Genomic DNA, 25586 nt, shown 5'->3' on the forward strand with positions numbered 1-25586 from the left:
AGGAGTTCATTGGGTCATCGTCTAGTTTGAGAGATCTGTACAGATCTATATTTTCTCAATTTCCCCTAAGTCCCTAGGTGACTCAAAGGAAGCCATTCCACCAACATATTCTTTGATCAGTTTGCCAACTAAACTAACACGATTCCTGTCAGTTGTTATGAAACCAATCGGTAGGCTGGCAGGCAACCTCTCTGGCCAAGAAATGTGATAGCAAACTACGGCCAAGGAGTCCGGCAAAATCAATGCTTCAACATTTCCATCCAAAAATCCTTCAACGAGCCCATGAACTTTCTTTTCGAAACAGGAAAACTCCTGTTTCCAGCGACCGATAGCTCTGCGGTCTGTTGCATCTTGTACGGGCAGATAGAGTTTCGGGTTGCAGAGTTTGGTTGGCTTCTTGCCTTTGGTGGTTGATCTATCAACCAGTTCACTGAAACACGCTGACGTACGTAGGCTTTGCCCCCAGAATCCATCCGATGGCGCAATCCAAAGTAGATCAGAGGGCTCAGTTTTTGCCTTCTTAATCTCTGCTAACTGAATCTCGAGATATTCGGATATTAGCTCCCAGTTAGCTTTCGAATAGAGTGGGCCTAAGAATGGAATCCATTCACCGTCATTTATCTTGCCAGACTGCTGTGCAGCTAATAGTTTCGCTATGTCCACCGAGTGTTCATTGAACAGCATCCTTGTTTTTTGATCCTCAAGTGTCACCATCGCTTGAGCGACTTGTTTGAAGTTTACTGGCTTACGTGCGGAAGCGATCGCATCGGTAACCAGCTCTTGTACAACAGACGAATCTTCCAAAGCCTCAAAGTCGGCTCGCTCAACCGGGAAGCCTTCTGGATCAATGGATAAATAACTGGTCAGGCGCAATGGCTCTTGGCCCAATTTCCGTACAGATTCCATTGTGTAGATACTGGGCCGCCCGGAATCGCCCTCATAGGACTTGTGCTCCCAAAAGCCCTGCTCCTGGATTTTATGGAATTTCTCCTGAAACATTTTCTTGGCAATTTTTTCACTGTTGGCAACAATTTCATTTGAAACATGCAACCACAAACCAGGGGCTCGCTTTTCATTGGTTCGTTTTCTGCCGACACAGTTGAAACTCGCCAATTCGAAAGCGAACACGCCACCACTTTCCATTAGGGACGAGACCAGAGGTGTTGATCCCAAACTAACGAAGTACCCCCGTGCTTTCGGAGTCAGCTCGATCTGACCTTTTTCCGAAAAATCGAGATCCCCCTTTTCAACCAAGTCTGTGATAGCCTCATCGACTTCCCTTCGCGACAAACCGAAGTAGGTGGCAATATCGACCGGTTTCATAGGTGAGATATGTACCAGTCTTAGAACAAACTCTCGAACAAACGACAGTCCCTTCTTGGTCACATAGGAAAAGCGGATATCAAATCTATGGGCAGGGAGCAGCAAGTCCACTTCATGGTATGCAATATTTACTTTCTGGTTCATTTGCCGCGACCTCCCTGCCCATTAGCCAGTTGAGCATCTACAAAACAATAACCTGCATCTCTACCTTGCTCTTCCAAGAAACTAGCAACACGGCCAAGTGGCAGGTGCTTGTTGTTCACACGCCACATCTGCACCGACCCAACTATTAGCAGCCTGTCCATTGCCCTAGAAAGAGCGACGTTGATTCGATTTGGAGCCCTCAAAAATCCAGGGCTTTGGTGTTTGTCTGATCGAGTCAGTGACAAGATAATGATTCTGTTTTCTTTGCCTTGATAACTGTCAACCGTGTCAATCTTCACAAGTGACTTGAAGCCCTCATCCCATTGAACCTCTTTGAACTTCTGCCTTAGCAGCCGTTTCTGTTCACCGTACATGCAGATCACTCCAATCGCGGGTTCTTCCTCTTTTACCCAAGTTTTGAGCTCATAGAGAAAATCCTTCTCTTCTGCCACTTGCTTGAGCAAATTGATGATTAGGTCTGCTTCACATCTGTTGTAGATACTTACACCCTTATCGTCTTGATGGTGTGCTCTGTTCCCCAGAGCCGATGTATCCAGCCAAGTTACGGGAAACTGAAGAGCTTCTGGCAAACCGTTGTAGATATCAGGAATCGAGCGATTTCCATTCTCGAGTTTTCCATCGTAGAACGCGCTAGATACAAGGTTTCCAATCTCAGGAGCCATACGATATTGGGTTAATAGCGTAGCCCCTACTTGCTCTCCATACTCCGACTCAAAGGCGCGAGCGAAGTCGCTTTGGAGCAACAGATCCAAGTCATTTTCAGCCGAGGAAACCCCTAATCGCCGTGCGAGTGCACGCTTGTGCGGGGTCGTATAGAGCGGAGGTAGCTGTTGATGATCGCCCACAAGCAGGACTCTTTTGCCCACTTGCATAGCAATTGCGAGTTCGCTTGCAATAGATCGTGCAGCCTCATCAATGATGACCCAATCGTACTGGTTATCACGGATACCTATGTGACGCTGTCCGATACCAACACATGTCCCGGTGACAAGTTGGCGAGAACGCGCAAAGAACTCATCGTAGTTAACCTCATCAGTTTCCAATACATCCAGCATGTCTCTGGAGAGCTTGGCCAAGGCTCTAGCCCGTAAAGACTCGTCTGGCCTCACAGCATAGTCACTGTCGAGCTTGTCGATCACACGTTGTTTTGCTGATTCGAGACTATCCTCAGCTTTCAGCAGGAGTTTAAAGTCCTCATGCATCGTTGAACGGATCGACTCATTGAGCTCGATTAACGATTTTTTCAGCTGCTGCTCGTCTTCCTTTTCCAGCGCTGGGTCACCCAATGAATTCATAGAAGAGTTAAAGTGATCTATCTGTCTAAATAGCTTCAGCTCTGCACCCACCAAATCAGATAGATAAGCAGGCTCCAAACCTAATGCTCGTCCCAAGGCAGCGGCTCGATGTCTAGCTTCTGCCCGGAACAGCTCTCGCTTTTCGGAAACTATGGAACTCGCGTAAACGTCTTTTAGCCCCGTGGAAACAGCACCTTCGCGGTTACTAAAACGAACAACATCGAGCGGTGTCTTCAAGCGTGCACAGTGGTTACGGATTCTCTCCGCAGCCGTGTTCACTGCTTCATGGGACTGGCTAACCAGCAACACTCGTTGTACTTGCTGCTTCTCGATCAGGTAGTGCACAAAGGCTGCTATGAACTCGGTTTTCCCTGTACCAGGAGGTCCCTGCAATAGAGAAAGTGGACCGTTGTTTATTAGCTTCTGAAATGCGTCCCGCTGCTGCTGATTGAGACTAATTTTATTACCTTGCTCATCCGAGCGATCGTACCTAGCAAAATCTTCATCGGTCACTTCAATACCGTAGGTTAATGCAGGTAATGAACAGGTTGGATCAAAATAAGTCACAAGTTCACGAATTACCCCCTCTTTATCGAGTAGGCACTTTAATGCCGCCTTTCTTTTCTCGTAAGAGGCTCGATCTTGTTTGGTTCTGAAGAAAACCAAATCACCATCAGAAACAAAACGAGCCTTGGCACTCAGCTTACTCAACCGAACTTCATTTAGAGCCGATTGCTTCAAGACAACTTCACCGAGTGGTGACTCTTTTTCTCCGTCAATCACCAAGGCTTCTATTACATCGGTTCTCTTGAATTGCTCTAATGCATCAATATCCGCCTGGTACGGCATAATTAGTTGATCTTTAGTATCTTTGACCTCTATCGCCCCACCCGAAACTTCAATGTAAGGATATGACTCCGTTTCCGTTTCCAGAATGGCTTTCCAGAGTTTTTCTGTCGCGATTTTTAACTCAGGTTCGGCCACCTCAGAAGTAGTTTGATCAATTTGTTCAAACGCCTTCTTAAGTTCGATCGTCAGCTCATCCGTCGCAATGGATTCAGGCTCTGTTTTCTTAAGGGCAATCTCTAACGCAAGAGAAAACGCTTCATTGCCTTCAAGTCTCTTCGATAGGCCAGACAGGTCATACCCACCTCCGGACTCAATAGCTATAGGAAAATCCAACTCCAGTTGGCTGTTATCAGCATCAGACTTTCGAATCGATGACTTAACTCTAGGTTCAAACCCAACAACAAAGGCCTGATCTCTGGAGCTAAAAATCAGGTCAACGTAGCCTCCTATTCCGAGCACTCTAACGCGAGCATCTGACGGATCCTTTCTACTTGGCTCAATTTGAAGATAGAGATGACCATTATCGGGATAGATAGTTAGAGACTGGAAGTCCCCCTTCAACATGATTCTGACGGGCTCTATCACGTCACCTTTGGGCGCCTCGATAGCAGACTTGAATCGAGAAAGATCCTTAAATCCAAAGAGGGGGTCTTTGATCTCCTGCTCTACGGCGGTTGCAATCTCTTGGAAGTTGTCTGAAGAACCGCCCCACGGTACGCCTAAAAGTTCACAGGCCATTTTCATCACCGCATAGTTGTCTCTTTCAAACGCGGTGCAGGTATCAATATTTTCGGGGCTGTACTGATGATTGAGCGCTTCAGCCGACTCAATGCAGTAATCAGGTGTGTCGATTAACGAAAGCACATAACCGCCATCTTCCTTGCCTACAATGACGTTTCCAGGGTGTAGGTCGCCGTGAGGGATGTGCAGGGTATGCAAATGTTCTATGGAATCGATTAGTTGTTTAATGACGACAAGCTTGTTTTCCTCTTCGATCTCCAGTTCATTCCAATGGCACCCTTCAGCTTGGTCCATCACCAAGTACAGGCTGGACGACTTGGTCGCCAGGCCGAAATCTCTAATGCAAGGGATGTATGAAGGCGATAACGTTTGGAGCTTTTCAATGCGTTTCAAAAAGTGAAGTAGCTTATAGCCAACCGCTGCATTTTCCTCAGCTAGGCCTATGTTTAGCCAAGCTTTAACGACCTGTCCGTTAGAGTAGTAGACCTCTCGCTCCTCAGTCTCAACTAAGAAGTCATCATCCTCTCTGAACTGCCGGGAGTGGTTAATCGATTTTCGATAAGGATCGAGCTCAGATTGGTCGAATACCGCTTCTGTATCGTTCTTTGGTTCAGCGTTAATCAACGCATCAAAAAGCGCTATTGCATCAGAAAAACCCCTTCCCTGGAGTGCGTTCAGTAACACAGGAGCATAAACACTGTCGCTAGCTTCCAAGGCATCAGTGATGCCCTCGATGCTTTTTTGCGAGATGCGCTTAGACGTAAGAATGTGCCACGACAGCATGCCTAGGGCATAAACATCTGCTTCGAATGGGGTGAGCTTAGTGTCTTGAACTGTTGCTACACACACATCGTTCACAGAGAGCAACTGCCGATAGTCGCCCACGGTGCCTGCCGGTTTGTGGTATGCAGAGATGAAGTTGGAGAGAGCTACCTCTTTGCTCGGTGAAATCCAGATGCTGTGGTCACCAAGATCTCGGTGAGCAACTTTGACTTGATGAAGATCGGCAAATTTGGCGACCAAAAGCTTCATCAAGTTTGCGCGGTCCCGATCCGAAAATGCAGGCCCATATTTGCCGATAAACTCGTTGAATCTCACATGATTCGGCGGGAGCTCGTAGACCTCGGAGTACTCGGTCGTTACCTCATCCTTCTGAACACTGGTCAGTGAGCGAAGGCAGTGTTTATATAGGTCGTGGTTCTGATGTTTGATGAATTGCAGAACTTCCCGCTCACGAGAAACAATATCGAACCGACCGTCTGAAGTTTTCGCTTTGGAGCCTTCAAGGTTATCGAAATTCCAAAGTCGCAGTAGTGCTTCATCACCTTTTGAAATTTCAGATGCCGCCTGAAACTCCTTGTAGATTCCCTTGGGGTGTTTGAAGATCAGGTCTGTAGCCTTGTAGCCGTCAATGCGGATGTGCTTCGGTGCTGTATTGTTGCCAAGAAATAGCTCATCAAAAACATGGAAGTCACGGTTGAGCACCTTCGCTTTAGGGTTGGGCCTGAACCACTTGTTGAATTTGCTTTCATTAGCGAACTCAAGGAACTCATCAAGACTTAAGGTATGATTTTTCTCATGATCAGTGATTTTGGAGAAGCTCGCATTCCCAGTCATTACTACTAGATGTTGAATAAAAGGCGTCCGCCCTTCATTACTGAATTTGCTTCTGACTCGGTCAAGCTTGTGCTTGAGCAAGTAGTACTTATTTTGGTTGACGCTGACGGGAGAGCGCCCCATGTCGGCATCGTTTTTGTACCAACGGTCTCCGCGCGATACGACTTCACCGTTATTCCAATCCTTAAGCTCAACAATCAGCACGTTACAGTGAGTGACGATGACGAGGTCAAACTCCCCTTCATTGCCTCTGGCATCAACAAACCTAAAGCCTGCATAGCCTTTCCAAGGGAGCATCGATTTGCCCCCTAAACTCCGCAGTTGATCTTGAAGTGAACCACTCGTGGCAGGTTTCGATTGGCCAACAATAGATTTAGTCGAAAATGCCTTCTGAATCGCCTCAATCGCCTTGATTTCTTGCGACTGTAAGCCGCCTTCCCACAGTTTAACTTCCATAATTAATTGTTATCCAATAGATCGAGTCAATGGTGAAAACGTTTAAAAAGCTACTCGTTCAGCCCGCTCGAGTGAGCGTTTCTGGCGCCGTAACCGTGCTATTGTCACATTGCCTTGGACTACCAGCTTCCGGCATCATGCGAATATTTGCTACCGATTGACGACCAAGGAATGAGCACAGCCTAACGGATAGCCACTCGCTTCGATATCTCATTAGGCAAAGCTACAGCCCCTGAGTTACAGCCCGCTGCTGTTAACTAACTTGGTGTCACTAACAACTCCCAGGACGCTCCACCGAGAGATGGATTTTCGTTTCTTATCTTAGGGGCGCAGATCGAGACATGGGAAGCGGGAATTGATAAAAATCTGGTCAAGATCAATCAATTAGTGAGTAACTACGAGTCTGGCTGTTTGGTTACCAGAGGATGCAGACATTTCCCTCCCCCCTGCCAAAGGGAGATTAAAATAGATAAAGGAGCCTGTTCTGGTTCCCTTCTAGCCTGACGCACAGTCTGGAGACCACACGGCAGCCAATGAGCATGACCTCAATCAAGTGGGAAATCTGCTCCATGGCGAGGAGGCATTTGTGTTCGCTGACGCAGCGATATCAGGGGTGCGGAAAATCGTGAAGAGCTGGCGGATGTAAGGGCACCAATGGGCGATTGCGATTGCGATGCGACCAGGGGCTCAAGGAGCTCAACAAGCATCCGCGAAAAAACAAGGCTGTGATTGCCTTTGAGAGGCTCAAATCCAGCATCCGCGCCAAAGTGGAGCACCCGTTTCGGATCATCAAACGTCAGTTTGGCTTTGTGAAGGCGCGGTTCAAGTGGCCGGGGCTGCGCAAGAACGACAACCAACTGGCGATGTTGTTTACGCTGGTGAATCTGTTTCGCGTGGACCAGATGATACGGGCATGGGGGGGATAGCTGTGCCCAAAAATCGAGATAAGCCTCGAAAATGAGGCTAAATGGCGCTTAATAGCCGAATACTTGCGGCAAAAAGTTAGGTTTTTGGAGTGATGGGCATTTCAAATGCGTACAAAGAGCTCGTGGTGAAAGTGCGATCCACTTGTTCGCACCTTCCCTAGGCTGCGTTCTCAAAATGCTGGTTTTCTGTCCACACATAACTCGCGCAAGTAGCGAAGGCAGAAAGCCAGTTTGATAAAGGCTGCAAAACTCTTGGCTAGCTTTTCATATCTCGTTGAAAACCGGCGAAACTTCTTCAACCAACCGAAGCACCGCTCCACGACATTGCGCCTGCGGTAATGCACCTTGTCCAGTACCAATGGACGCCCCTTATGGCGCCGTTGCTGGTCGCTGCGTTGCGGAATGACCGCTTTTATCCTTCTCCGCCGTAGCTCGGCTCGAAAGGCTTTGCTGCTATAGGCCTTGTCTGCGGCAAGATGCGCTGGCCGTGTTCGGTAGCGACCTGATGACGTTGGTATCCTCGCCATGGCCAACGCGCTTGTTGCATAGCTGATTTCTGCTGATTGCCCCGGTGACAGGCAGAAGCTCAGTGGTAAGCCATGACCGTCCGTGACCAAGTGAATTTTGCTGCCGAAACCTCCCCGCGAACGGCCAAGGGCTTGATTCATTGAGGTGTTTTTTTACGTGCACCGGCAGCATCTTTGGATGCTCTGACATTGGAGCCGTCCAGGCACCACAGGTCGAAATCGATGAGCCCTTTTTCATTGAGCTTGAGTTGCAGCGCTTCCAGAATGGCATCAATCCGGCCTGCATCCTGCCAACGCCGGAAGGTGTTGTAGACCGAATTCCATGGTCCGAAACGTTCTGGAAGGTCTCGCCAAGGAGCTCCGGTGTGGAGTATCCAGAGAATGCCATCGAGCACTTGGCGCGGTTCACGGGTAGGGCGCCCGATCAGGCTTCGAGAAGGAAACTGGGGCTCGATAAGCCCCCATTGTGCATCAGTCAGCTGATAACGGCGGGACACGGAATGGATCTTAAGCTGTTGAGAAGATGTGAGATTATATCTTCATCACTTTAAGAACACAGCCTAGACTAACTGCTCGCGACACAAATCCCGTTATCCCGCAGCATTCCATCCGAACACCGTGCGACAGTGGAGTGAAACGCATCGCTGAGGTCGTAAACCGGATCGTGGAGCAAATTGAACTCGGTCACTAACAGGCTGGGGTTCATATGAGGATGGCTTGGGATTGCACCCAGCAGGTGGTTACGCAGATGCTGGGTCATCTGGAAAAAATTTTTGCCCGATAACAGGGGGGTATCCAATCGAACCAGCTCAGTGAATGGCTGTGGATAGCTAGAGTCGATGATATAGCCGCTGACCTGATAGGTGTATGTTCGAGCCCTTAGTCGCCTCTGGCATCTATGCCCATCCTCTGGTTGCGTATAGCACTGCTCCCGGGGTGGCTGTGGGATAAACTCGAGATGCGGCAGATCGGGATGACCCAGTAAGATAAATTGGGTGATCAGGCAGTGTCCAACGTCGGCGCTGCCACTGCCAGCATTAAAACCAGCTTTGACGCTGTCACGTCGCAGTTGGTTGAAATGTTTAGCCAGCAAAATGGGTTGGTTATAGGATCTTTCATCGATAAATGGGAGTTCACATCCGGGCTCGGTGATATAGCCGTTTAGGTGGTAGATGAATGGGCCGATGAAAGGCTTTTTAGTTAAAATTATCATGATTAGTCCAGTGGGGGAAATTGGCAAACGGTTGCTGTTGTGATGATATAACAATCATCCTATTTGAATACTCGGGAGCAGAACCCGATCACCAGCCCCACGAAAAATTAGTATAAATAGAGATATTGAAATTTTTAAATTTCTCCCGCCATTTCAAAATCCTATCGCATAGTTGATCCATCATGAGTCGCCATTGGTTTTCTAAGAATGTCACCACGGTAAACCGAGAGATCGCGATCTGCCAAGCCAGAAAACTGGATCATGCCATTGATTTTAAAGGAATTATTTATTGAAAAAATAATTGTACAAATTTTGCTCTTGGTTTTTTTTTGCTCATTTTGGGTGTTTTTTGCACAATTATTGACCGGCAATCCCCCCCCCCCGAAAAACTGGGGTGCTTATAAGTACAATTTTCTCGTATCTTGAATGCACCCGTACCACTTGGCCGACGGGTCTCTCCTAACGAGCTCAGAGTTGACCGTTAATACACTGAGATGAGTTCTTATTGACCGGCCTGCATTGCTAAACTCTGGATCATATATTCACATAGAACGCAGTTCTATGTGAATATATGAAAGTAAAGACGGCTTCCGATGAGACGCATTTTTAGAAATGGCGATAAGGAGGAGAGTGCACTGAAAAAGAGGCAGCGTGAAGTTCAATCCCAGCCAGTAAAATAATAAAACCGTTTTTTTGTTTTCATGAAAAAATTCCTTTTTTATTTGAAAACAAACGGGGGGGTTAGATTTTTTTAAAATTAATACTTGATGCTTTCATACCTACTTATTTTCGAGATGTCAACCGATGAGGATAAGAGTAGATTTATCCTCATCGAGCCGGGGGATTGTTAAGGGGGTGCAATATATCACATGCAATACTTATATATATGTAGTTCATTGCACCATTGCATCCAATTAATTGGCGGATGTGGATGAATCTGCTAAATGTTTGATAGCAATGCCATCTGTTAATACATATTCAGTCCGTTCAGATGTCGCCACCCTTGTCACCCAACCATTATCGATACATTTTTTATGTAATTTTTTGCCTGCCGTTCTTTTACAGAGAAATACTGGCAAAACCTCTCGGTCAATGTGGTGGCAGAAATCGCCTCCTGGCCTTCCAGTGCCTCCAGCAGCCCATCCATCAGCCTGTCGCGCTCCTCCCCGATGGCACTGACTAATGTCAGCCCAATACGATTAAGGAGTATTTCGTCAGGTGTTTCAACCGCCCTCGCACTGAACGTCAGGTTGTAGCGAGCGCCCTGACCCTCTCGCGTCCCCAGTGAGATGACACCATCGGCCTCACCATGAATCGAAGAAGCTCCCCGCATGCTCATTACGCCAGCGTTAACCCCACCTGCATTAGGCGAAGCCTTTCTGGCGTGATGAACGATGATGTGTGCAGCTGAGCCGCTGATTTTTCGAATGGCTCGCATCACCTGACCCATTTCGCCATTGTTGTTTTCCTCTGCATTATGCATCCGAGCGAGGACATCCCAGATGATCAAATCCGGTTGAATGTCGTTGACAATATCTATTATTGCCTGTGATGCCATAGGATCTAATACATCAGTCGATTTATAATCGCCGCACCGCAAGAATGTTTTAATGTTTTTTGCATCTCCCAAGTTGGTCTGTTCCGACATGGTGTAGTACCGCTGCCAAAACAATCTGTCATTGACCTCAAAATCCATATACAATACGAGCGCTGGCCTTTTAATTTCCCAATTTAAAAATACACTACCGCTGGCTACAGCCAAGCCCAACTGCGTTGCAAGCATCGATTTACCCGTTTTGGGCGAGCCATTAATAATCCACTGTTCGCCTTTTTCAATCAGATTATCCACCACCCAATTAGGGCGTTGCTGGCTGGAAATTAATCCAGCAGCAGGACTGAAATTATAATGTTTTTCATTATTCATAAACATACCTATATTATTGTGGTGACTTAGTACTATGTTGATATGTCTCATCGTTTACATATATGCATAAGCTAATCATGCGTATATGTATAATTAACTACCCCGTGTTGTTGCAGATACAGTGTTTTTATGTCAGATATTGCGCTATCAGTATGAAGGGCATGGATAATCAGGTATAAAAATGCCACCAACAATGGTGGCATTGGTCGTCTGTCCTCGATCAGCAAATGAGCCCGAGCGCCCGAAGGCGTTGGAGCGCCCGATCCTGTGCATCGTTCGAATAATCGGCTTCCAGAGTGATCCGAGCAAGGCGCTCAACCAGCCGCCTGCCACTTTCATCGAGCCTCACAGACACATCGAGCAATGACACTGTGTATTGAGTGTTACATGCCGATGCCAACGCAGCAGCCAGCACCCTGCTAGATCCGGTGCGCGGGTGTTCTGAAATGATTGCCAAAATTTCGTTTAGAATTTTCATCTATTTCCTCTATGTTGTTAAACAATATGGTGCCTTTTCGGCTGTCATAAATTCTGCTGGTTAGATACTGGTTGTGATGTAAACGCCCTCGATTGATCAGCACCAAGCGATGTTATGGCTGCGTTTTGTGTAATAACAAATAATCATCTAAACATTTTTTATGTCTGGTATTTCGCCATCAATATGGATGACCGTCACCGATATATAGGCATCAAGGTAGTTCCTCCTCGTGCCTCGTCAGACTCCACCTTGACCCCTATATTCGGCTCCTTTGTCATGCCATATTAATCGCTTCATACCCTCCATAAAAATGGGTTCTCCACCCCACTCCGGTCGCTGCGCAACCTACGGGGGTTCCGGGTTCGCTACTCTCACCACACCCACATTCTTACGTTCGTAAGAATGTTTTACCCCGCGTTCTTACGCTGTGTTGGCTCTGCGTTCTTACGGTTGCGACGAAGGCGTTCTTACGGTTGCGCCCCAGGGGGATTTGCCATGCAGTGATAGCAGCAAGGCTGTCCCCCTGTAGCCGCTCCCTTATCGGGATAAGTCGTCATCGGCATCGCGATGCCGATTGATGAATGCCGCCATGCCTCTCGGCGTTGTTGGGGCAGTTGAATCTGCGCTCGGCGAAGGCTCAGCCACTGTTGTGGGTGTAGCTACCTGGCGATGAGTTTTGTTATCCACAGAAAGCTCGGCGTGCGTTGTCCTGATATGGCTCAGGTCAGCATCCGCTGGGCAAGTGGGTAACACGTTACCATTAGCGGATTTACGATTGCCGTATTTGTCCACAGAAGACGTTGCCTGATGACCCATGATGTAGGCAATGCGCTGCCGGTCGAGCCCAGACGCTTTGAGCTCAGAGCCCATCTGATGGCGCCAGCTGTAAAAGGTCGGCAGCGATTTTCGCGCCGGCCAGAGGTTTTTGCCCGCCGCACGCAGCTTGTCCTGCAATGAGCCAATTTTTGCTTTCTTTGCCTCGGTCACCATGAGTTGCAATTTCTCTGGCGAAAGCGTGTCAAACTGTAAGACCCTATCTGCACCACGTTTGCCGTCGTGACTTTTTTTGGCTCCGATAACGGTGAGCCGATTACCCTGCGCAGTTATGGTGGCTAGTTCAGCAGGTCTTATCCCCGCGCGCATAAACAACAATATGGCCGCCAACATAGCGCTGTCATTACGCGCCTTAAAATACTGAATCAGTGCAACGAGATCATCATTATCGACCTTTTTAACTCTTTTTTGTTTTGCCTTAACCGGTATATCTGGCCTACTCAGGGCCTGAATTCGCTCGGCCGCGTCGGGAAAATTCAACAATTGTTGATGATATACCAGTGCACAGCGCAGTTTTCGCCAATAGCCAGGACTGCATTCTGAAGCGCGAGCCAACAATTCATCCGCAATGTTTTTTGCTGTGATGTTGAGGCCCTTTTTCTTTAGGATTTCATAATGATTTTTTGCCAGTCTTTCATATTCCTTTTCCGTTGCCTGTGTAGCCATTCGGTCATCTCCCAGAGCGCTTGAATAACGCCTTCTTTAGATAGTGGGCAGGATTTCCCCACCCACGACGTGGATCCCTTTATTAAAGGTGCGATTTAGTTTTAAATTAATGCTGAATGCGTGATGTAGACAGTGATTTACTGCGCCACAGAAATTCGCTGCATTAAAACACTCATCAATCTCTGCATGACAGCAGGAGTTGCCAGTAATGCGTCGACATCGAATTCGCTTTCTGTGTTTTTATCTTCAGTTTTTTGATTACAGCTCGGCACAGTAACTTGAGCCTGCTGACCAGCCATACAGGCATTAAATACCGTGTCAGCCCTACCCCTATAATCAGGGGCGTCCTCCATCAACCACTTGCCATAATGGCGTACCACCATTTCTGTACCGGTGTGCCCCATCTGACGGGCTATCCACTCGATGCTAATCCCCGCCGAGAGCAGTTGGCTTGCATAGGTGTGCCGAAATTGAGATGGCCCCCGATAACGCACCCCAGCAGCCTGACAGAACGGCCTGAAAAACCGCTCACGGAACTCATCAACCGAGGCATAACTGCGCCTTTTGGCGCTGTAGTAAGCCAGCAGGGTGCGTTGTTCACTCATCTGAGTGCGATTGTCCGACCTCGTGACCGTAATCTTCTTAGCCTTACGATGCTCCGCTAGCCTCATCAGGGTCTTGAGAGATCCAACAGCCTGTTCTGACAGCTCTATCGTGCGAATAGATCCCCTGGTTTTGGGCGTTTTGTACTGCCCATCAACCAACGCAAGGTCAACCAATAAGGTCTTCTTGTCGAGATTGACCGCCTCCGCACTGACCGCCATTAACTCACTGATGCGCAGACCCGTAGAGATACCGAGTTGGATGAGTGACACCTCCAGCAAATGGGTGCTTTTCAGGGCGAGAAATGCCTTAATTTCGTATTGATAAAATGGATCAGGTTCGTCCACCTCAAATTTACATTTTTTAATGCCATCCATTGGACTGGTATGAATAACACCATCGCTGACAGCTCGTGCAAAGACTTGTCTCAATATATCCAAATATTGGTTAATGGTATTTCCTTTATATTTTTTGTTGCAAAATCTCACTACGAGTAGTTCAATGTCACTCGCACGATATGACGTCAGCGGTTTATCACCAATCCATTTTATCAACTGTTCTGCTTTACGCTTCGAAATGTCATAGGTTGTCTGCGCATACTGGTATTTTTTGATTTCCAGGTGCTGACGAATGGCTGACGCCAGTGAATGCTCATCAACAATGACTGAACGCACAGTGTTGTGTTTAGTTTTTTGTTTTTGAACGGTCCTTTTATTGGTTTGTTTGTTCATAATTACCCTCATTACAGTTATAAATACTCCTTCAATTACAAAAACAGCAATAGCAAAACGTGATGCTCACGCATCGATACCGAGAGGGTAATAGTGCACCTAAAAACAGCGATATAAATTACTCTGTGACGCTATAAACAGATAAGTTTCACCTCAAAATCCTGTTAATTTGTCAAATGCCAAGTATACATTAGCGATAGCTGATGTCATTTAATCGATATAATCAAATGTTCCCGTCAGATTTTTACTCAACATTGCATCAAGCAAATACCATGTGTTATTCACTTCACCCGAATTTGGGTAATAACAACCCGTTCAGCGTATCGAAGATAGCTGTGATATTGGCGGTATTTTTTAAATCTGAAGGGGTGATAACCCTTGTTTGAACGAGATAAACGTGTCGGTGTGTTCTACGCCATATTCATTTCGTTTCGATCCTTCGTGTTTACTGTCGTTGTTATGTCCTTGTTAGCAGCTTTATCAGCATACTACAACGATTGAGGCCCACTCGTCAATGAAAATAACCCACAAAGAAAAAGAAATGTCAACATATTTTTATTAGGTTTTTTAAATATTTTCCAGTGCGCTTAAAATCATTATAAATCATGAAGATAGGGCCATGCCCGCTCCATTAAACCGCCGAGAAATGCTCTCATATTGGTTTTTTCATGGGGGGTAGACAGCCCTGTTACCCAAAAAATATGCGTCATCTTTACGGTGATTTTCCCCCTGACAGCAGGTGGTGGGGTATCAGGTCGGTAGGAAGGGATTGGATTTTCTCATTCAGCAGCCTAATGTTCACACGTTTGCCATAGCGGCCAAACGTCAGGCCGTTTTTACTGTGTCCCGCAAGTTCGGCCACAATATGCTCAGCAACGTCCGCCTGTTGCAGCTCATCGATAAACGTGTGTCTCATCCCGTAAATGGTGGGGCGGCCCTGACCTACGATGCCAGCATCATTGAGGTGGCGTTGGAAGCGACAGGTGATGTTATGCGCCCAGTCGTCGTCTTTGCCTGATGGTTGGTCATCGAACAAAAATACCTTCCCTTGACTGCGACGACTCTCCACATAGTCTAGGAATTGATGTCCGATCAACGCACTGTGCAGTGGCACGGTACGATACGCATTGACGCTTTTGAGCTGCTGATCTGCTTCTCCCGCATCGACCATCAAACACCAAATCCCCTCAACCTGTTTGATGTTCTGAGTTTTGAGCTGGCAGGCCTCGGAAGGCCGCAACCCTGCGTATAGGCACAGCAGGGGCACCCACCAGTCCTGAATTTTCAACTTTTTGCCTTTCTGGGATTGTTTGCTGCGCAGGCTGGCAAACAGTTGGGCCAGTTGAGGGCGATACCAACGCACTCGCTCCTCATCCGCCCGTTTGTTCGGTTTTTTACCTGCCGTCAGCCCATCGAATGGGTTACGACTGCAATAGTCCAGTGCCACGCACCAACGAAAGAACTGTTTCAGGGCAGCCAAGTAATCGGTCTTAGTTTTGAAACTGATGTCGTTCTTGCGCAGCAAGCCGTTGCGATACTCCTGTGCTAGCGCGGGCGTCACCTCATCGACTTTGCCCCCTTTGGCCCAGGTGACGAAGGCGTTGATCCGAAGTTGGAGCTGGCCCACCGACTTATGCTGGATCCCCTCACTGGTTTTAGTCTCGATGAATCTAGCCAGTGCGTGGGTGAGCGTGATCCCACTGCTGGGGCAAGCTGAGGCATCAACAGAAAGTTCACGAGGTGTGGAAGGTGTTTGAGGAGGGATGAACCCCGCAGCTTTGAACGCGTCTAGATCGGCGCGGATCCAGCGATAGAAACTGCGAGGGGAAGTATCAGCAGGGGTAGCCGCGATCAGTGCGCGAGTACGAGCTGCCACAGCCAGGTTTCGGTCTACAGCGAGCTGCCTATCTTTGGTGCAAAGGGAAGTGCGGATAGCGAAGGGCAAGCCACGGTCACGCAAAATCTTGGGCAAGGGAAGCCGAGTGTAGTAGGTGCCGGAGGCATTTTTACTCAGATACATGATTGTTCCACCCAGTTGATCCAGGAAAAAAATCACGTAAGTCTAGAAATGAAAAAACCCGTTGAAATTCAACGGGTTATATTTGGCGGTGAGGGAGGGATTCGAACCCTCGATACGTTGCCGTATACACACTTTCCAGGCGTGCTCCTTCAGCCACTCGGACACCTCACCAAATTTTTACTGCTTGAAGTGGCTTTCGGAGCACGCTGCGCGTGCATCTTGCCGACTTCGTCGGTGGGCAGCCTCTCGGATACCGCACCAAATTTTTGTCTGTGGTTTAACGTGTTCAGCCAACACGATGTTCGTTGCGCCATTGCGCTGGAACGGGGCGTAATCTAGGGGAAAGCCCCGCCGCCGTCAACGGCTTTTTAGCCGCAGCGAACCGTTCGCACATTAAACGCACAGTTCAGGTGCTGAAGTCAGTGAACGGATTCCGGTGCGACCTGGATTTCCGGCAGATTGAGGAAGCCAAGGCGTTCACATTCGGAAACCACTTCATGGGTGGCTGCCGTGGTGCTTTCAACGAACAGCAGGAACTGCTCGACGGTGAGACCCGCCTTGGTAAAGACGGTGTGACCCACAACGAGGCGTGGCAGGTTGTCATCGATGATGTCGAGGAACACCTTGAGGGACGGATATTGCATGTTGAGACGACCCAGTTCGGCCACCAGGGGCAGTAGCGATGAGGGGCGCACCTCCAGCTCGGATGAGAACAGCAGCCCTTCCTCTTCCACGAAGATCCGGCTCTCCTGGATGCCCTCGACGGACTGCAGGGAGACCATGTGGATGCCATGACACTGATCGCACACATAGTGCTCGATCCGGGCCTGTTGCAACCAACGCATTATCATTTCAGAGCTGGGGATATTCATCATTTTCACGACACGGTAGAGATCAAGGGGCGCAGTCTAAACCAATTTTCAGACAACCAAAAGCACACAGGCCGGATCCCCGTCGTCTCGCTTCTTTTTGACAGGCCCTGTGCCTATACTCAGCCATTCTCGTAGCGCACTCGCCTCCAAAGAGCCCGATGACCATCCAAGAAAAGTATCGCCTGCACCTCAAATCCCTCTCGGATGAACTGCTCGCCCTGCAAAAACCCATCCGCATCCTGGATGCTATCAAATGGCCCCGTCACCTGCAAAGCGACTTTCTGGCAAGTGGCGGCAAGGCACTGCCCGCCATCGACAGGCACTTCTATGAATCCCTCCCCCTGGGGTTCGATCCCCGCAACAAGTACCTTGAGCTCAAGGAGCTGAGGGACAGGATCCGCCGACGCCTCGGCCCCCAGGACGATCTCGGCCGGATCCTGCAAGAGACGGTGGATCAGTACATGGTGGTCATCGAGATGCTGCGCCAGCGCGGACAGCCGGACTTTCAGCGCTACAGTCAGCGGCTCTACGGCTCGGCAAGCGATCACCTGCGCGGGGATCGCAAGACCCTGAAGGAGCTGGGGGCCAGATTGTGCGACATCTTCTCCCTGCCCGGCGCCCGCCACCTGGTGCGCCCCTACCCCAAGGAGTTCGAGGGGGAAGCCGCGGTCGCGAGGTTGCAGGGCAAGCTGTCTAGCTACTTCAGCGACGGCACAGTCCAGGTCAAGCTCAGCGATGGCATCGTCTCCGATGCCGCCGCCGGGGGGGATTACATCAAGCTCAACTCCCACGCCCGTTTCTCGGAACTCGATCTGCAGGTACTTGAGGTACACGAAGGCTGGGTTCACGTCGGCACCACCCTCAACGGCCGTCAGCAATCTTACGCCACCTGGCTCGGCGCCGGCTCGCCCCGCATCACCGCCTGTCAGGAGGGGCTGGCGGTACTCATCGAGACCCTCACCTTCAGCTCCTTCCCGGACAGGGCCAAGCGCATCTCGGATCGGGTCATGGCCATCGACATGGCGGAGCGTGGCGCCGATTTCATCGAGGTGTTCCGCCACTTCGTGGCCAAAGGGGCCAGCGAGCACGACGCCTACAAGATCACCCAGCGGGTGTTTCGCGGAGGCATGGTCGAAGGGGGCGCCTGCTTTACCAAGGATCTCTCCTATGTGAAGGGCTATGTGGAGACGGTGAACTTCATTCGCAGCGCCGTGCTGGAGGGGGTGCCGGAGATCCTGCCCATGCTGTTCGTCGGCAAGGTGACCCTGGACGACATCCCCGTGCTCTATCAGCACTATCTGGAGGGGCTCATCGACGCCCCTCGCTACCTCCCTCCCATGTTTCGCGACCTCACCGGGCTCTACGTCTGGTTCGGCTTCGCCTCCGGCATGTCCCTGGTGGACATAGGCCGGGTACAGCAGCATTTTCGCCAGCTCTTCCACCGCCTGCCGGCGGCAGACCCCATCATCGCCCCTGTGGACATCGAGATCGACTGACTCCTACAGACAAAGAGGGCGCCAGATAGGCGCCCTCTTTGGTGTCCAGGCTGCACGAGCCAGCCACGGGTTACTTGAAAGCCCGTCCTTCCAGATAGTGCTTGCGGCAGAGCGACACATAGCGATCGTTGCCGCCGATCTCCACCTGCTCACCGTCGCGCATCACCTGCCCCGCCTCGTTGACCCGCGAGTTCATGTGGGCCTTGTTGCCGCACCAGCAGATGCTTTTTAGCTCCTCGAACTTGTCCGCCAGACAGAGCAGGTGGTAGGAGCCGGGGAACAGTTCGCCGCGAAAATCGGTCTTGAGACCATAGGCAATCACCGGAATGTCCTGCTCGTCGACGATGCGGGCGAGCTGGTAGACCTGCTCACGGGTCAGGAACTGCGCCTCGTCAACGATGAAGACATCGATGTGCCGCTTTGCGTGACGCGCCTTGACCATCTCGAAGAGATCGCAGCTGTCGCTGAACACCTCCACTTTCAGCTCAAGGCCGACCCTGGCACTGATGACGCCGGCACCGAAGCGATCGTCGATGGCGGGCGTCATGGCCAGCGGATACATGCCACGCTCCAGATAGTTGAAGTGGGCCTGGATGAGCTGGGTCGATTTGCCTGAGTTCATGGTGGCAAATTTGTAGTGCAGTGAAGCCATGATGGGGTTCCGAAACGGGAGTGATGGGGCGCATGCTAACCAAAGCCCCTGCCAAAACCAAGGGGCCCGCAGGCCCCTTGTTCTCTTATGCGACTGCCACGGCGCTATACGCCCGGGCTTTGCGCAAATGGTAACCGGAGAAGATCAGGAACCAGAGCCCGCTCACGGTGAAACCGGCCAGCGCGGAGTGCATCAGCCCCATCACCAGGTAGCCGAGCGCAGCGCCAAAGGCGATGGCCAGGGCATAAGGCAGTTGGGTCATCACGTGATCGATGTGATGGCAACCGGCCCCGGTGGCAGACAGGATGCTGGTGCTGGAGATGGGGGAGCTGTGATCCCCGAACACGGACCCTGCCAGTACGGCGGCCAGCATGGGCAGCATCAGACTGATGTCGCTGGCGGCCGCCATGTCGCCGGCCAGCGGCAGCATGATGCCGAAGGTGCCCCAGCTGGTGCCGGTGGCAAACGCCATGGCGCAGGAGAGCACGAAGACCACGGCGGGCAACACTTCCACCGGCAGATTGCCATTGGCCAGGGAGGCCAGGTATTTACCGGTTTCCACATCGCGCACCACGGCGCCGATGGTCCAGGCGAACAGCAGGATGTTGATGGCGGGCAGCATGGCCATGATCCCCTGCGGAGCCGCCTTCATCCAGTTGCTTGCACCGAGCTTGAGGCGCATGGCCAAACCGATGGAGACCACCAGGCTGCACAGGGCGCCATAGACCAGGGAGGAGCCGACATTGGTGTTCTCGAAGGAGCCGAGCACGCTGAACGGCAGCTCCTTGTCGGCCAGCACCGCAGCCCCGGAGTCAATCATGAAATAGACGGTGGCCAGGGTCAGGGTCAGGATGGGCAGCACCATGTCAATCATGCCGCCATTGCTCTCCTCCGGGCTCTCCATGTCGAGCCCGATGGGGCGCCCCTTGGACTCGTCCCACAGCTTGCCCTCCAGTGCCCACTGCTCATGCTGGCGCATGGGGCCGATGTCGAGCTGGAAGGCGATCACCACCAGCACCATGATCAGGGTGAACACCGCATAGAGGTTCATGGGGATCATTTCGACGAAGGCGGAGATGGGGCTCTGGTCGGTCAGACCATGAGCCGCCATGATGCCGCCGACGAGGGCGATGATGTAGGCCCCCCAGGAGGAGATCGGCATCAGCACGCAAACCGGCGCGGCGGTGGAGTCCAGCAGATAAGCCAGCTTGGCGCGGGAGATCTGGAAGCGATCGGTCACCGGACGGCAGATGGCCCCCACCGACAGGCTGTGGAAGAAGTCGTCGATGAAGAAGGCGAACACCATCAGACCGGTCAGGGACTTGGCACCCTTGCGGGTCTTGGCGCGGCGCTCCGCCCACTCGGCAAACGCCCGAGTCGCACCGGAGACGCTCATCAGGCTGATGAGGCCGCCCAGCAGCAACATGAAGAGGATCATGTTGACGTTGTCACGATTGAGCGCACCGTCGACCCAGAAGATCCTGAGCACGGTATCGAGCATGTAATGCAGGGAAGCAAGGGGAGAAAACTGGTTGAGCAGCAGGCTGCCTGCGACTATGCCCACCCCCAGCGACACCAGGACGCGGCGGGTGATGATCGCCAGCGCAACGGCCAGCAGGGGGGGAACGACGGACCAACCGGAGTCGGCGTAATGAACGATGTCCATGATCTCTTTGCACCTAAAGACAACAGGTGGAGATCTACCGAGAGGATCAAAGAAACAAAACCCATGGGGAGGGTATACTCCTCAGCCCCTTCAGGTAGCGCTCCATAGTGGATGACTATGGCAGTCCTGCACCTATTAGATGCAGAACCAGCAACCCGGTATGATGGCCTGGTCACTTCGGCGCCGACTCCTTTCATCGAGCATCGCAGGCATCACCCTCCGCTCGGTTACTCATAGGCAGCGCGCCTCTACTTAAAGGTATTCGCGGCACATTTTATCGAGCCGCCGGGTGATAGCAAGTTTTTTGATTAAATTTCAAGGTTTCTGAGGCACCCACATCTTCAAAGATAGTCAAATGGTTCATCAAAGACTCCACTGGCGATATTTTCATCTGACACGAGTCCATTCGAAGATGTTGGCCCGTCAAACGGATAAAAATATCCTTAATATCTATTTCAAGACTTAATTTATCAGCCTAATTAATTATTTTGGCAGGCTTGACTTGGTACCAATCACCCCTATAAATTATCGAAAAACCAGTTCTTCCCTTAATATTTTGCTCGCGTGGTAGCCAATATGAACGAATTTCTGAAAGTGCTGTTGAATATCCGTAGCCTGCGTGCAGCTTGCCGCGATTTGACGCTGGAACAACTGGAAGAAGGCTTGGAAAAGCTCTCCGCCATCGTCGATGAACGTCGGCAAGATGAATCCGCCGAACGCCAGGCCCGTGAAGAACATCAAAAGAAAATTGCCGAATATGCCGAAATGCTGAAGGCCGCAGGGATCGATCCCGCCGAATTGGTCAACACCGTGGTGCCCGAGAATACCAAGGTCAGCAAACGTGCGCCCCGCCCCGCCAAATATCGTTATCTTGACAATGGCGTGGAAAAAACCTGGACCGGTCAGGGCCGCATGCCCTCGGTCATTGCCAAGGCCGTTGCCGAAGGCAAATCCGTGGAAGCCTTTGCCATCTGACTGCAATATCAGGCCCCTTTCCACAGCAATAAAAAAACCTCGCAAGGCGAGGTTTTTTTATTGCCGCTTCGAGCAGTTGTCAGCCTCTGTCAGCCGCCTTGACCCAGAGGATCTCCGGGGTGCCTGACGATACCAGCAAGTATCGGGCGATGGTGAAAAACCAGTCGCTCAGCCGGTTGAGATAGGGCAAAACAGCCGGATTCACCCGCTCTACGCGGCTCAACCCAAGCAGCAGGCGCTCGCAGCGACGGGTCAGGGTACGCACCACATGTGCCTGGGCCGCCGCCCGCGAACCGCTCGGCAAAATAAAATTGCGCAGCACCGGCAACCCGGCACTGTAGGCATCGATCTGTTGCTCGAGCCTGTTCGTCCAAGCCTCGTTCACCTGCCACAGCGCATCCGTTTGCGATTCACTGGAAAATGCCAGCTCCCCGCCCAGATCAAACAGCTCCTGCTGCAACAATATGAGATCGGCCAGGAGAGTCGTCTCCCCGGCGGGTATTTCAGCCATCAACAAGCCTATTTGGGAATTCAGCTCGTCGATGGCGCCATAGGTCTCGACACGTTTATCGTCTTTGGCCAGGGAAGTGCCATCGGCCAGTCGCGTGAGCCCCTTGTCCCCTTGCCTTGTATATATTCTCATTCTGACATCCTGTTAATAATGGGAATAATCATGGACTCGAGTCCATTGAGCTTTATCTCGTAGGCCAGTGCCAGAGACTGGCCCAAGGTACCGGCCGGAAAACCGCTTCGCGCCATCCATACCAGATAGGGCTCGGGAATATCGATGATGCGCCGCCCCTTGTATTTTCCGTAAGGCATCTTGCTGGCCAGCGTCAGCAAGATGCGCTCATCGCTGAGTCCATCCATATCAATCGATATTCAGGTATTTATGGGTCTGGATGGAGAGTCGCCAGTTACGGGCGATGCAGGTCGCCATGGCCAGCTCCGTGGCCCTGGCTTTCTGGCTGATGGGTTGCAACGCAATCATCACATCGGGGCGCAGCCGGGCGGTGGCCAGCAGGGCATCCAGCTCCTCGATATGGTGCTCGGTGGCCACCGGATGCTTGATCTCGTTGGCCCGCTCCAGTGCAGAGACCAGCACCGGCAACCCACCCTTCATGCCGATCTTGGGGGAAACAGTCACCCAGGTCTGCTCATGGGTCAGCACCTCGCTGGTCCCGCTGGTTTCGATCTGCACCTGATAACCCGATGCCACCAGGGCCGAAGAGAGCTCGCGCAAGTCGTAGAGGCAGGGCTCACCACCGGTCAACACCACGTGACGGGCCCGGTAACCGAGCCGGGTAAAGCTGGCCAGAATATCTTCCGTGCTCATCTTGCTCCAGCCGTCGGACTCATTGGAACGATCGAGCACCTCGCCAGGGGCCACCTCACGCTCGGGGTCCACCACCCAGGTGTGGCGGGTATCGCACCAGGGGCAGCCCACCGGGCAGCCCTGAAGGCGAACGAAGATGGCGGGCAGGCCGGTAAATACCCCCTCCCCCTGGATGGTCTGGAAGATCTCGTTGATTGGATAGTGCATCTTGGTCACGACTTGCTGCAAAAGGGGCGGATTATACCCCAAACCCGGGCTAGGCACAGGCTCAGGATCCGCTTTTCTCGCCCAGTCCGCTCTTCTCGTAAAGTCTGGCACGGATGCCGATCTTGTCAGCCAGATAGTGATCCAGGCCACGGCGACGCAGCTCGCAGGCAGGACAGGCCCCGCAACCATCTCCCTGGACACCGTTGTAGCAAGTGAGCGTCTGGTGACGCACGGTATCGAGGTGACCGTAATGATCCGCCAGCGCCCAGGTTTCGGCCTTGTCGAGCCACATCAGGGGGGTTTCGAAGCGGATGGGGCGATCCAGCCCCAGGGAGACCGCCTGATTGAGCGCCTTGACGAAGTCGTCGCGGCAATCGGGATAGCCGGAAAAGTCGGTCTCGCACACCCCGGTGATCACCGCTTCGGCGCCCACCTGATAGGCATAGATGGCCGCCAGGGTCAGGAACAGGATGTTGCGTCCCGGCACGAAGGTGTTGGGCAGGCCGTTCTCCTGAAGCTCGAAGCTCACCGGTATGTCGTCCCGGGTCAGCGCAGAGATGGCCAGCTCCCCGAGCATGGTCACATCCATTACCTTGTGGGCGGCGATCCCGAGCGCCGCCGCCAGATGGCGGGCGGTGTCAATCTCCGCCCGGTGGCGCTGGCCGTAATCGAAGGTGATGGCATGCACTTCGTCATAGCGGGCCTGTGCCTGCACCAGACAGGTGGTGCTGTCCTGCCCGCCACTGAAGACCACGACGGCTTTTTTCATGTTTTTCACTCCTCTGGGCAACTCAACGGCGGCGGCCTTGTGCAAAGTCATGCCACTGCCGGTTCAAATGGGTAAACAGGGTCATCAGCGGGGCGAAGCGCTCAGGCTCTCCTTCCCACCGGGACAACAGATGGTAGCCCGCTTCCAGGGTGGACAGCGCCTCCTCAAAGGGCTTCTTGCGAATGGAATATTGTCCGGCAATGGCGCCGAGGGTGATCCGCGGCAACCCGAGCAGTGCAGGCGAGCTGTGCAACATGCGATAGGCTTTGCGCCAGGTACCATCGAGGAGGATGAAGTGGGCTCGCACTGTGCGCCCACGCCTCAGGAGATGCTCCCTTGCCTGTATCAGGGTCAGGGCCTCCTCATCGGGCCACAGCACGTAGCACTGGACAGCGGGGTCGGCAAGCAGGGCATTGAGCCCTTCGTCGTCGGAAAAGTCCTCTCCCACATGGATGCGCACATCGGTCAGGGACGCCGCCAGCAACGCAGCCGTCCCCTTGGGGTGACCTACTTCGGCAGGGTGTTGCAGAATATGGAGCGCAGCCAGGTTCGGCACCCGCTGAATATAATCGCACAGGCACGCTTTGAGGGCCCGGGTACAGCGTGTACAGTATCGGCTCTCTTTGTCGTTGGGCTGCTTCATGTTGTCAGGAAAATCGGGTCTGCTCTGGGTCATCGCGCTTTCGCTCGTCACTGCCTTGCTCTTTTTCACCGTGCCAAATCATCAGCTCGCCTTCGATCGCGACCTGATCGCCCAGGGCGAAGGGTGGCGCATCATAACAGGCAATCTGGCACACACCAATGGATGGCACCTGCTGCTCAACCTGAGCGGTCTGGCCGTGCTCTACAGCCTGTTTCAGGAGTACCTGACGGGATGGCGCCTGCCCGTGCTGTTGCTGCTGCTGGGAACGGCGGTCGGACTCGGCATCTGGTGGGGCTGCCCGCAAACCCAGTGGTACATGGGACTCTCCGGCCTGCTGCACGGCTTGTTCGTATGGGGTGCCATGCAGGACATCCGCTTTCGCCGTCACTCCGGCTGGCTGATGCTGGCGGGCGTCGCCATCAAGCTCGGTGTGGACTTTTACAGTGCCGGCGAGAGCCCTGTCTCCGCCTTGATCGGTGCCAGGGTGCACATCGAGTCACACTTCATCGGCGCACTCGCCGGCCTGCTGCTCGGCCTCTTCCCCATTCGTCTGGACACCCAGGCCGTCCACTCCTGAACTCCCTATAGGCAGGGCCAGCCCA

At 51.9% G+C, this 25586-nt stretch carries 20 protein-coding genes, 1 tRNA gene, 1 pseudogene and 1 riboswitch; of the genes and pseudogenes, 4 read left to right on the forward strand and 18 right to left on the reverse strand.

Translation table 11 applies throughout. The annotated features are described in order from the left end of the window. Positions 1 to 45: 45 nt before the first annotated feature. Both I6L32_RS18775 and I6L32_RS18780 read right to left on the reverse strand, forming a co-directional pair. A complete protein-coding gene (locus I6L32_RS18775) occupies positions 46 to 1467 on the reverse strand; it encodes a hypothetical protein (RefSeq protein WP_139444230.1) in 1422 nt (473 codons plus the stop codon). Continuing rightward, entirely contained in the window at positions 1464 to 6446 is a 4983-nt protein-coding gene (locus I6L32_RS18780; RefSeq protein ID WP_139444231.1) for an AAA domain-containing protein, read from the reverse strand. The genes I6L32_RS18775 and I6L32_RS18780 overlap by 4 nt, the downstream gene beginning before the upstream one ends. 502 nt (positions 6447 to 6948) lie before the next feature. On the opposite strand from I6L32_RS18780, the pseudogene I6L32_RS23195 reads away from it, so the two are divergent. Then, a pseudogene (locus I6L32_RS23195) lies at positions 6949 to 7372 on the forward strand (transposase); the annotation flags it as partial. 170 nt (positions 7373 to 7542) lie between these two features. Here the strand turns inward: I6L32_RS23195 and I6L32_RS18790 are convergent. From I6L32_RS18790 to I6L32_RS18830, 9 genes are all read right to left on the reverse strand, one after another. Further along, a protein-coding gene (locus tag I6L32_RS18790; protein ID WP_103252041.1) for an IS5 family transposase occupies positions 7543 to 8396 on the reverse strand; the annotation gives its coding sequence in 2 pieces (ribosomal slippage) (positions 7543 to 8054 and positions 8054 to 8396; 855 coding nt in all). A gap of 68 nt (positions 8397 to 8464) precedes the next feature. After that, positions 8465 to 9112, reverse strand: coding sequence for a hypothetical protein (locus I6L32_RS18795; RefSeq protein WP_139444232.1), 648 nt, complete (start codon positions 9110 to 9112; stop codon positions 8465 to 8467). 1006 nt (positions 9113 to 10118) lie between these two features. Next, a complete protein-coding gene (locus I6L32_RS18800) occupies positions 10119 to 11036 on the reverse strand; it encodes an AAA family ATPase (protein WP_254203853.1) in 918 nt (305 codons plus the stop codon). A gap of 220 nt (positions 11037 to 11256) precedes the next feature. Beyond that, positions 11257 to 11514 carry a hypothetical protein gene (locus I6L32_RS18805; RefSeq protein WP_016351021.1) on the reverse strand — a complete coding sequence of 86 codons (258 nt, stop codon included), beginning with the start codon at positions 11512 to 11514 and terminating at the stop codon, positions 11257 to 11259. Between the two features lie 537 nt (positions 11515 to 12051). Next, positions 12052 to 13014: a site-specific integrase gene (locus I6L32_RS18810; RefSeq protein WP_216944341.1), complete on the reverse strand. Its 963-nt coding sequence runs from the start codon at positions 13012 to 13014 to the stop codon at positions 12052 to 12054. 137 nt (positions 13015 to 13151) lie between these two features. Beyond that, positions 13152 to 14348, reverse strand: a complete 1197-nt coding sequence (locus tag I6L32_RS18815; RefSeq protein ID WP_236663870.1) for a tyrosine-type recombinase/integrase — start codon at positions 14346 to 14348, stop codon at positions 13152 to 13154. A gap of 712 nt (positions 14349 to 15060) precedes the next feature. After that, positions 15061 to 16368 (reverse strand): site-specific integrase, encoded by a 1308-nt coding sequence (locus tag I6L32_RS18820; RefSeq protein WP_254203854.1) that lies wholly within the window; start codon positions 16366 to 16368, stop codon positions 15061 to 15063. 83 nt (positions 16369 to 16451) lie between these two features. Continuing rightward, a tRNA-Ser gene (locus I6L32_RS18825) sits at positions 16452 to 16539 on the reverse strand. 248 nt (positions 16540 to 16787) lie between these two features. Next, positions 16788 to 17243: a YbjN domain-containing protein gene (locus tag I6L32_RS18830; protein WP_160839247.1), complete on the reverse strand. Its 456-nt coding sequence runs from the start codon at positions 17241 to 17243 to the stop codon at positions 16788 to 16790. Between the two features lie 155 nt (positions 17244 to 17398). Between I6L32_RS18830 and I6L32_RS18835 the strand changes: the two genes are divergently transcribed. After that, the gene (locus tag I6L32_RS18835; protein ID WP_010674988.1) at positions 17399 to 18736 is read left to right on the forward strand and encodes a flavohemoglobin expression-modulating QEGLA motif protein; all 1338 of its coding nucleotides are present in this window, start codon (positions 17399 to 17401) and stop codon (positions 18734 to 18736) included. Between the two features lie 70 nt (positions 18737 to 18806). Here the strand turns inward: I6L32_RS18835 and I6L32_RS18840 are convergent, their stop codons facing one another. Further along, complete coding sequence (locus I6L32_RS18840; protein WP_010674989.1) at positions 18807 to 19388, reverse strand: thymidine kinase; 582 nt, start codon at positions 19386 to 19388, stop codon at positions 18807 to 18809. A gap of 85 nt (positions 19389 to 19473) precedes the next feature. After that, complete coding sequence (locus tag I6L32_RS18845; RefSeq protein WP_216944342.1) at positions 19474 to 21054, reverse strand: Na+/H+ antiporter NhaC family protein; 1581 nt, start codon at positions 21052 to 21054, stop codon at positions 19474 to 19476. Positions 21055 to 21141: 87 nt separating this feature from the next. After that, positions 21142 to 21313, reverse strand: a riboswitch (Lysine riboswitch). A gap of 317 nt (positions 21314 to 21630) precedes the next feature. Between I6L32_RS18845 and I6L32_RS18850 the strand changes: the two genes are divergently transcribed. Then, positions 21631 to 22029, forward strand: a complete 399-nt coding sequence (locus tag I6L32_RS18850) for an H-NS family nucleoid-associated regulatory protein (protein WP_041215041.1) — start codon at positions 21631 to 21633, stop codon at positions 22027 to 22029. Positions 22030 to 22108: 79 nt separating this feature from the next. Here the strand turns inward: I6L32_RS18850 and I6L32_RS18855 are convergent, their stop codons facing one another. From I6L32_RS18855 to I6L32_RS18875, 5 genes are all read right to left on the reverse strand, one after another. Next, positions 22109 to 22672: a cob(I)yrinic acid a,c-diamide adenosyltransferase gene (locus I6L32_RS18855; RefSeq protein ID WP_045524470.1), complete on the reverse strand. Its 564-nt coding sequence runs from the start codon at positions 22670 to 22672 to the stop codon at positions 22109 to 22111. After that, the gene (locus tag I6L32_RS18860; RefSeq protein ID WP_039038687.1) at positions 22669 to 22899 is read right to left on the reverse strand and encodes a DUF3820 family protein; all 231 of its coding nucleotides are present in this window, start codon (positions 22897 to 22899) and stop codon (positions 22669 to 22671) included. The genes I6L32_RS18855 and I6L32_RS18860 overlap by 4 nt, the downstream gene beginning before the upstream one ends. Position 22900: 1 nt before the next feature. After that, positions 22901 to 23572, reverse strand: a complete 672-nt coding sequence (gene queE, locus I6L32_RS18865; protein WP_010674994.1) for a 7-carboxy-7-deazaguanine synthase QueE — start codon at positions 23570 to 23572, stop codon at positions 22901 to 22903. 61 nt (positions 23573 to 23633) lie between these two features. Beyond that, the gene (gene queC, locus I6L32_RS18870) at positions 23634 to 24341 is read right to left on the reverse strand and encodes a 7-cyano-7-deazaguanine synthase QueC (RefSeq protein WP_216944343.1); all 708 of its coding nucleotides are present in this window, start codon (positions 24339 to 24341) and stop codon (positions 23634 to 23636) included. Positions 24342 to 24363: 22 nt separating this feature from the next. After that, entirely contained in the window at positions 24364 to 25017 is a 654-nt protein-coding gene (locus I6L32_RS18875; RefSeq protein WP_193758484.1) for a tRNA-uridine aminocarboxypropyltransferase, read from the reverse strand. Between I6L32_RS18875 and rrtA the strand changes: the two genes are divergently transcribed. Next, entirely contained in the window at positions 24983 to 25561 is a 579-nt protein-coding gene (gene rrtA / locus I6L32_RS18880) for a rhombosortase (RefSeq protein ID WP_223937785.1), read from the forward strand. The genes I6L32_RS18875 and rrtA overlap by 35 nt on opposite strands. Positions 25562 to 25586 lie beyond the last annotated feature (25 nt).

The organism is Aeromonas sp. FDAARGOS 1402 (genome assembly GCF_019046925.1).
Classification (GTDB): Bacteria; Pseudomonadota; Gammaproteobacteria; order Enterobacterales; family Aeromonadaceae; genus Aeromonas; species Aeromonas caviae.

Bases quoted from the DNA above. Each gene is read 5' to 3' on its own strand.
- I6L32_RS18775 (WP_139444230.1), bottom strand. From the start codon at position 1,467: ATGAACCAGAAAGTAAATATTGCATACCATGAAGTGGACTTGCTGCTC.
- I6L32_RS18780 (WP_139444231.1), bottom strand. From the start codon at position 6,446: ATGGAAGTTAAACTGTGGGAAGGCGGCTTACAGTCGCAAGAAATCAAG.
- I6L32_RS18795 (WP_139444232.1), bottom strand. From the start codon at position 9,112: ATGATAATTTTAACTAAAAAGCCTTTCATCGGCCCATTCATCTACCAC.
- I6L32_RS18800 (WP_254203853.1), bottom strand. From the start codon at position 11,036: ATGAATAATGAAAAACATTATAATTTCAGTCCTGCTGCTGGATTAATT.
- I6L32_RS18805 (WP_016351021.1), bottom strand. From the start codon at position 11,514: ATGAAAATTCTAAACGAAATTTTGGCAATCATTTCAGAACACCCGCGC.
- I6L32_RS18810 (WP_216944341.1), bottom strand. From the start codon at position 13,014: ATGGCTACACAGGCAACGGAAAAGGAATATGAAAGACTGGCAAAAAAT.
- I6L32_RS18815 (WP_236663870.1), bottom strand. From the start codon at position 14,348: ATGAACAAACAAACCAATAAAAGGACCGTTCAAAAACAAAAAACTAAA.
- I6L32_RS18820 (WP_254203854.1), bottom strand. From the start codon at position 16,368: ATGTATCTGAGTAAAAATGCCTCCGGCACCTACTACACTCGGCTTCCC.
- I6L32_RS18830 (WP_160839247.1), bottom strand. From the start codon at position 17,243: ATGATGAATATCCCCAGCTCTGAAATGATAATGCGTTGGTTGCAACAG.
- I6L32_RS18835 (WP_010674988.1), top strand. From the start codon at position 17,399: ATGACCATCCAAGAAAAGTATCGCCTGCACCTCAAATCCCTCTCGGAT.
- I6L32_RS18840 (WP_010674989.1), bottom strand. From the start codon at position 19,388: ATGGCTTCACTGCACTACAAATTTGCCACCATGAACTCAGGCAAATCG.
- I6L32_RS18845 (WP_216944342.1), bottom strand. From the start codon at position 21,054: ATGGACATCGTTCATTACGCCGACTCCGGTTGGTCCGTCGTTCCCCCC.
- I6L32_RS18850 (WP_041215041.1), top strand. From the start codon at position 21,631: ATGAACGAATTTCTGAAAGTGCTGTTGAATATCCGTAGCCTGCGTGCA.
- I6L32_RS18855 (WP_045524470.1), bottom strand. From the start codon at position 22,672: ATGAGAATATATACAAGGCAAGGGGACAAGGGGCTCACGCGACTGGCC.
- I6L32_RS18860 (WP_039038687.1), bottom strand. From the start codon at position 22,899: ATGGATGGACTCAGCGATGAGCGCATCTTGCTGACGCTGGCCAGCAAG.
- queE (WP_010674994.1), bottom strand. From the start codon at position 23,572: ATGCACTATCCAATCAACGAGATCTTCCAGACCATCCAGGGGGAGGGG.
- queC (WP_216944343.1), bottom strand. From the start codon at position 24,341: ATGAAAAAAGCCGTCGTGGTCTTCAGTGGCGGGCAGGACAGCACCACC.
- rrtA (WP_223937785.1), top strand. From the start codon at position 24,983: ATGTTGTCAGGAAAATCGGGTCTGCTCTGGGTCATCGCGCTTTCGCTC.
- I6L32_RS18875 (WP_193758484.1), bottom strand. From the start codon at position 25,017: ATGACCCAGAGCAGACCCGATTTTCCTGACAACATGAAGCAGCCCAAC.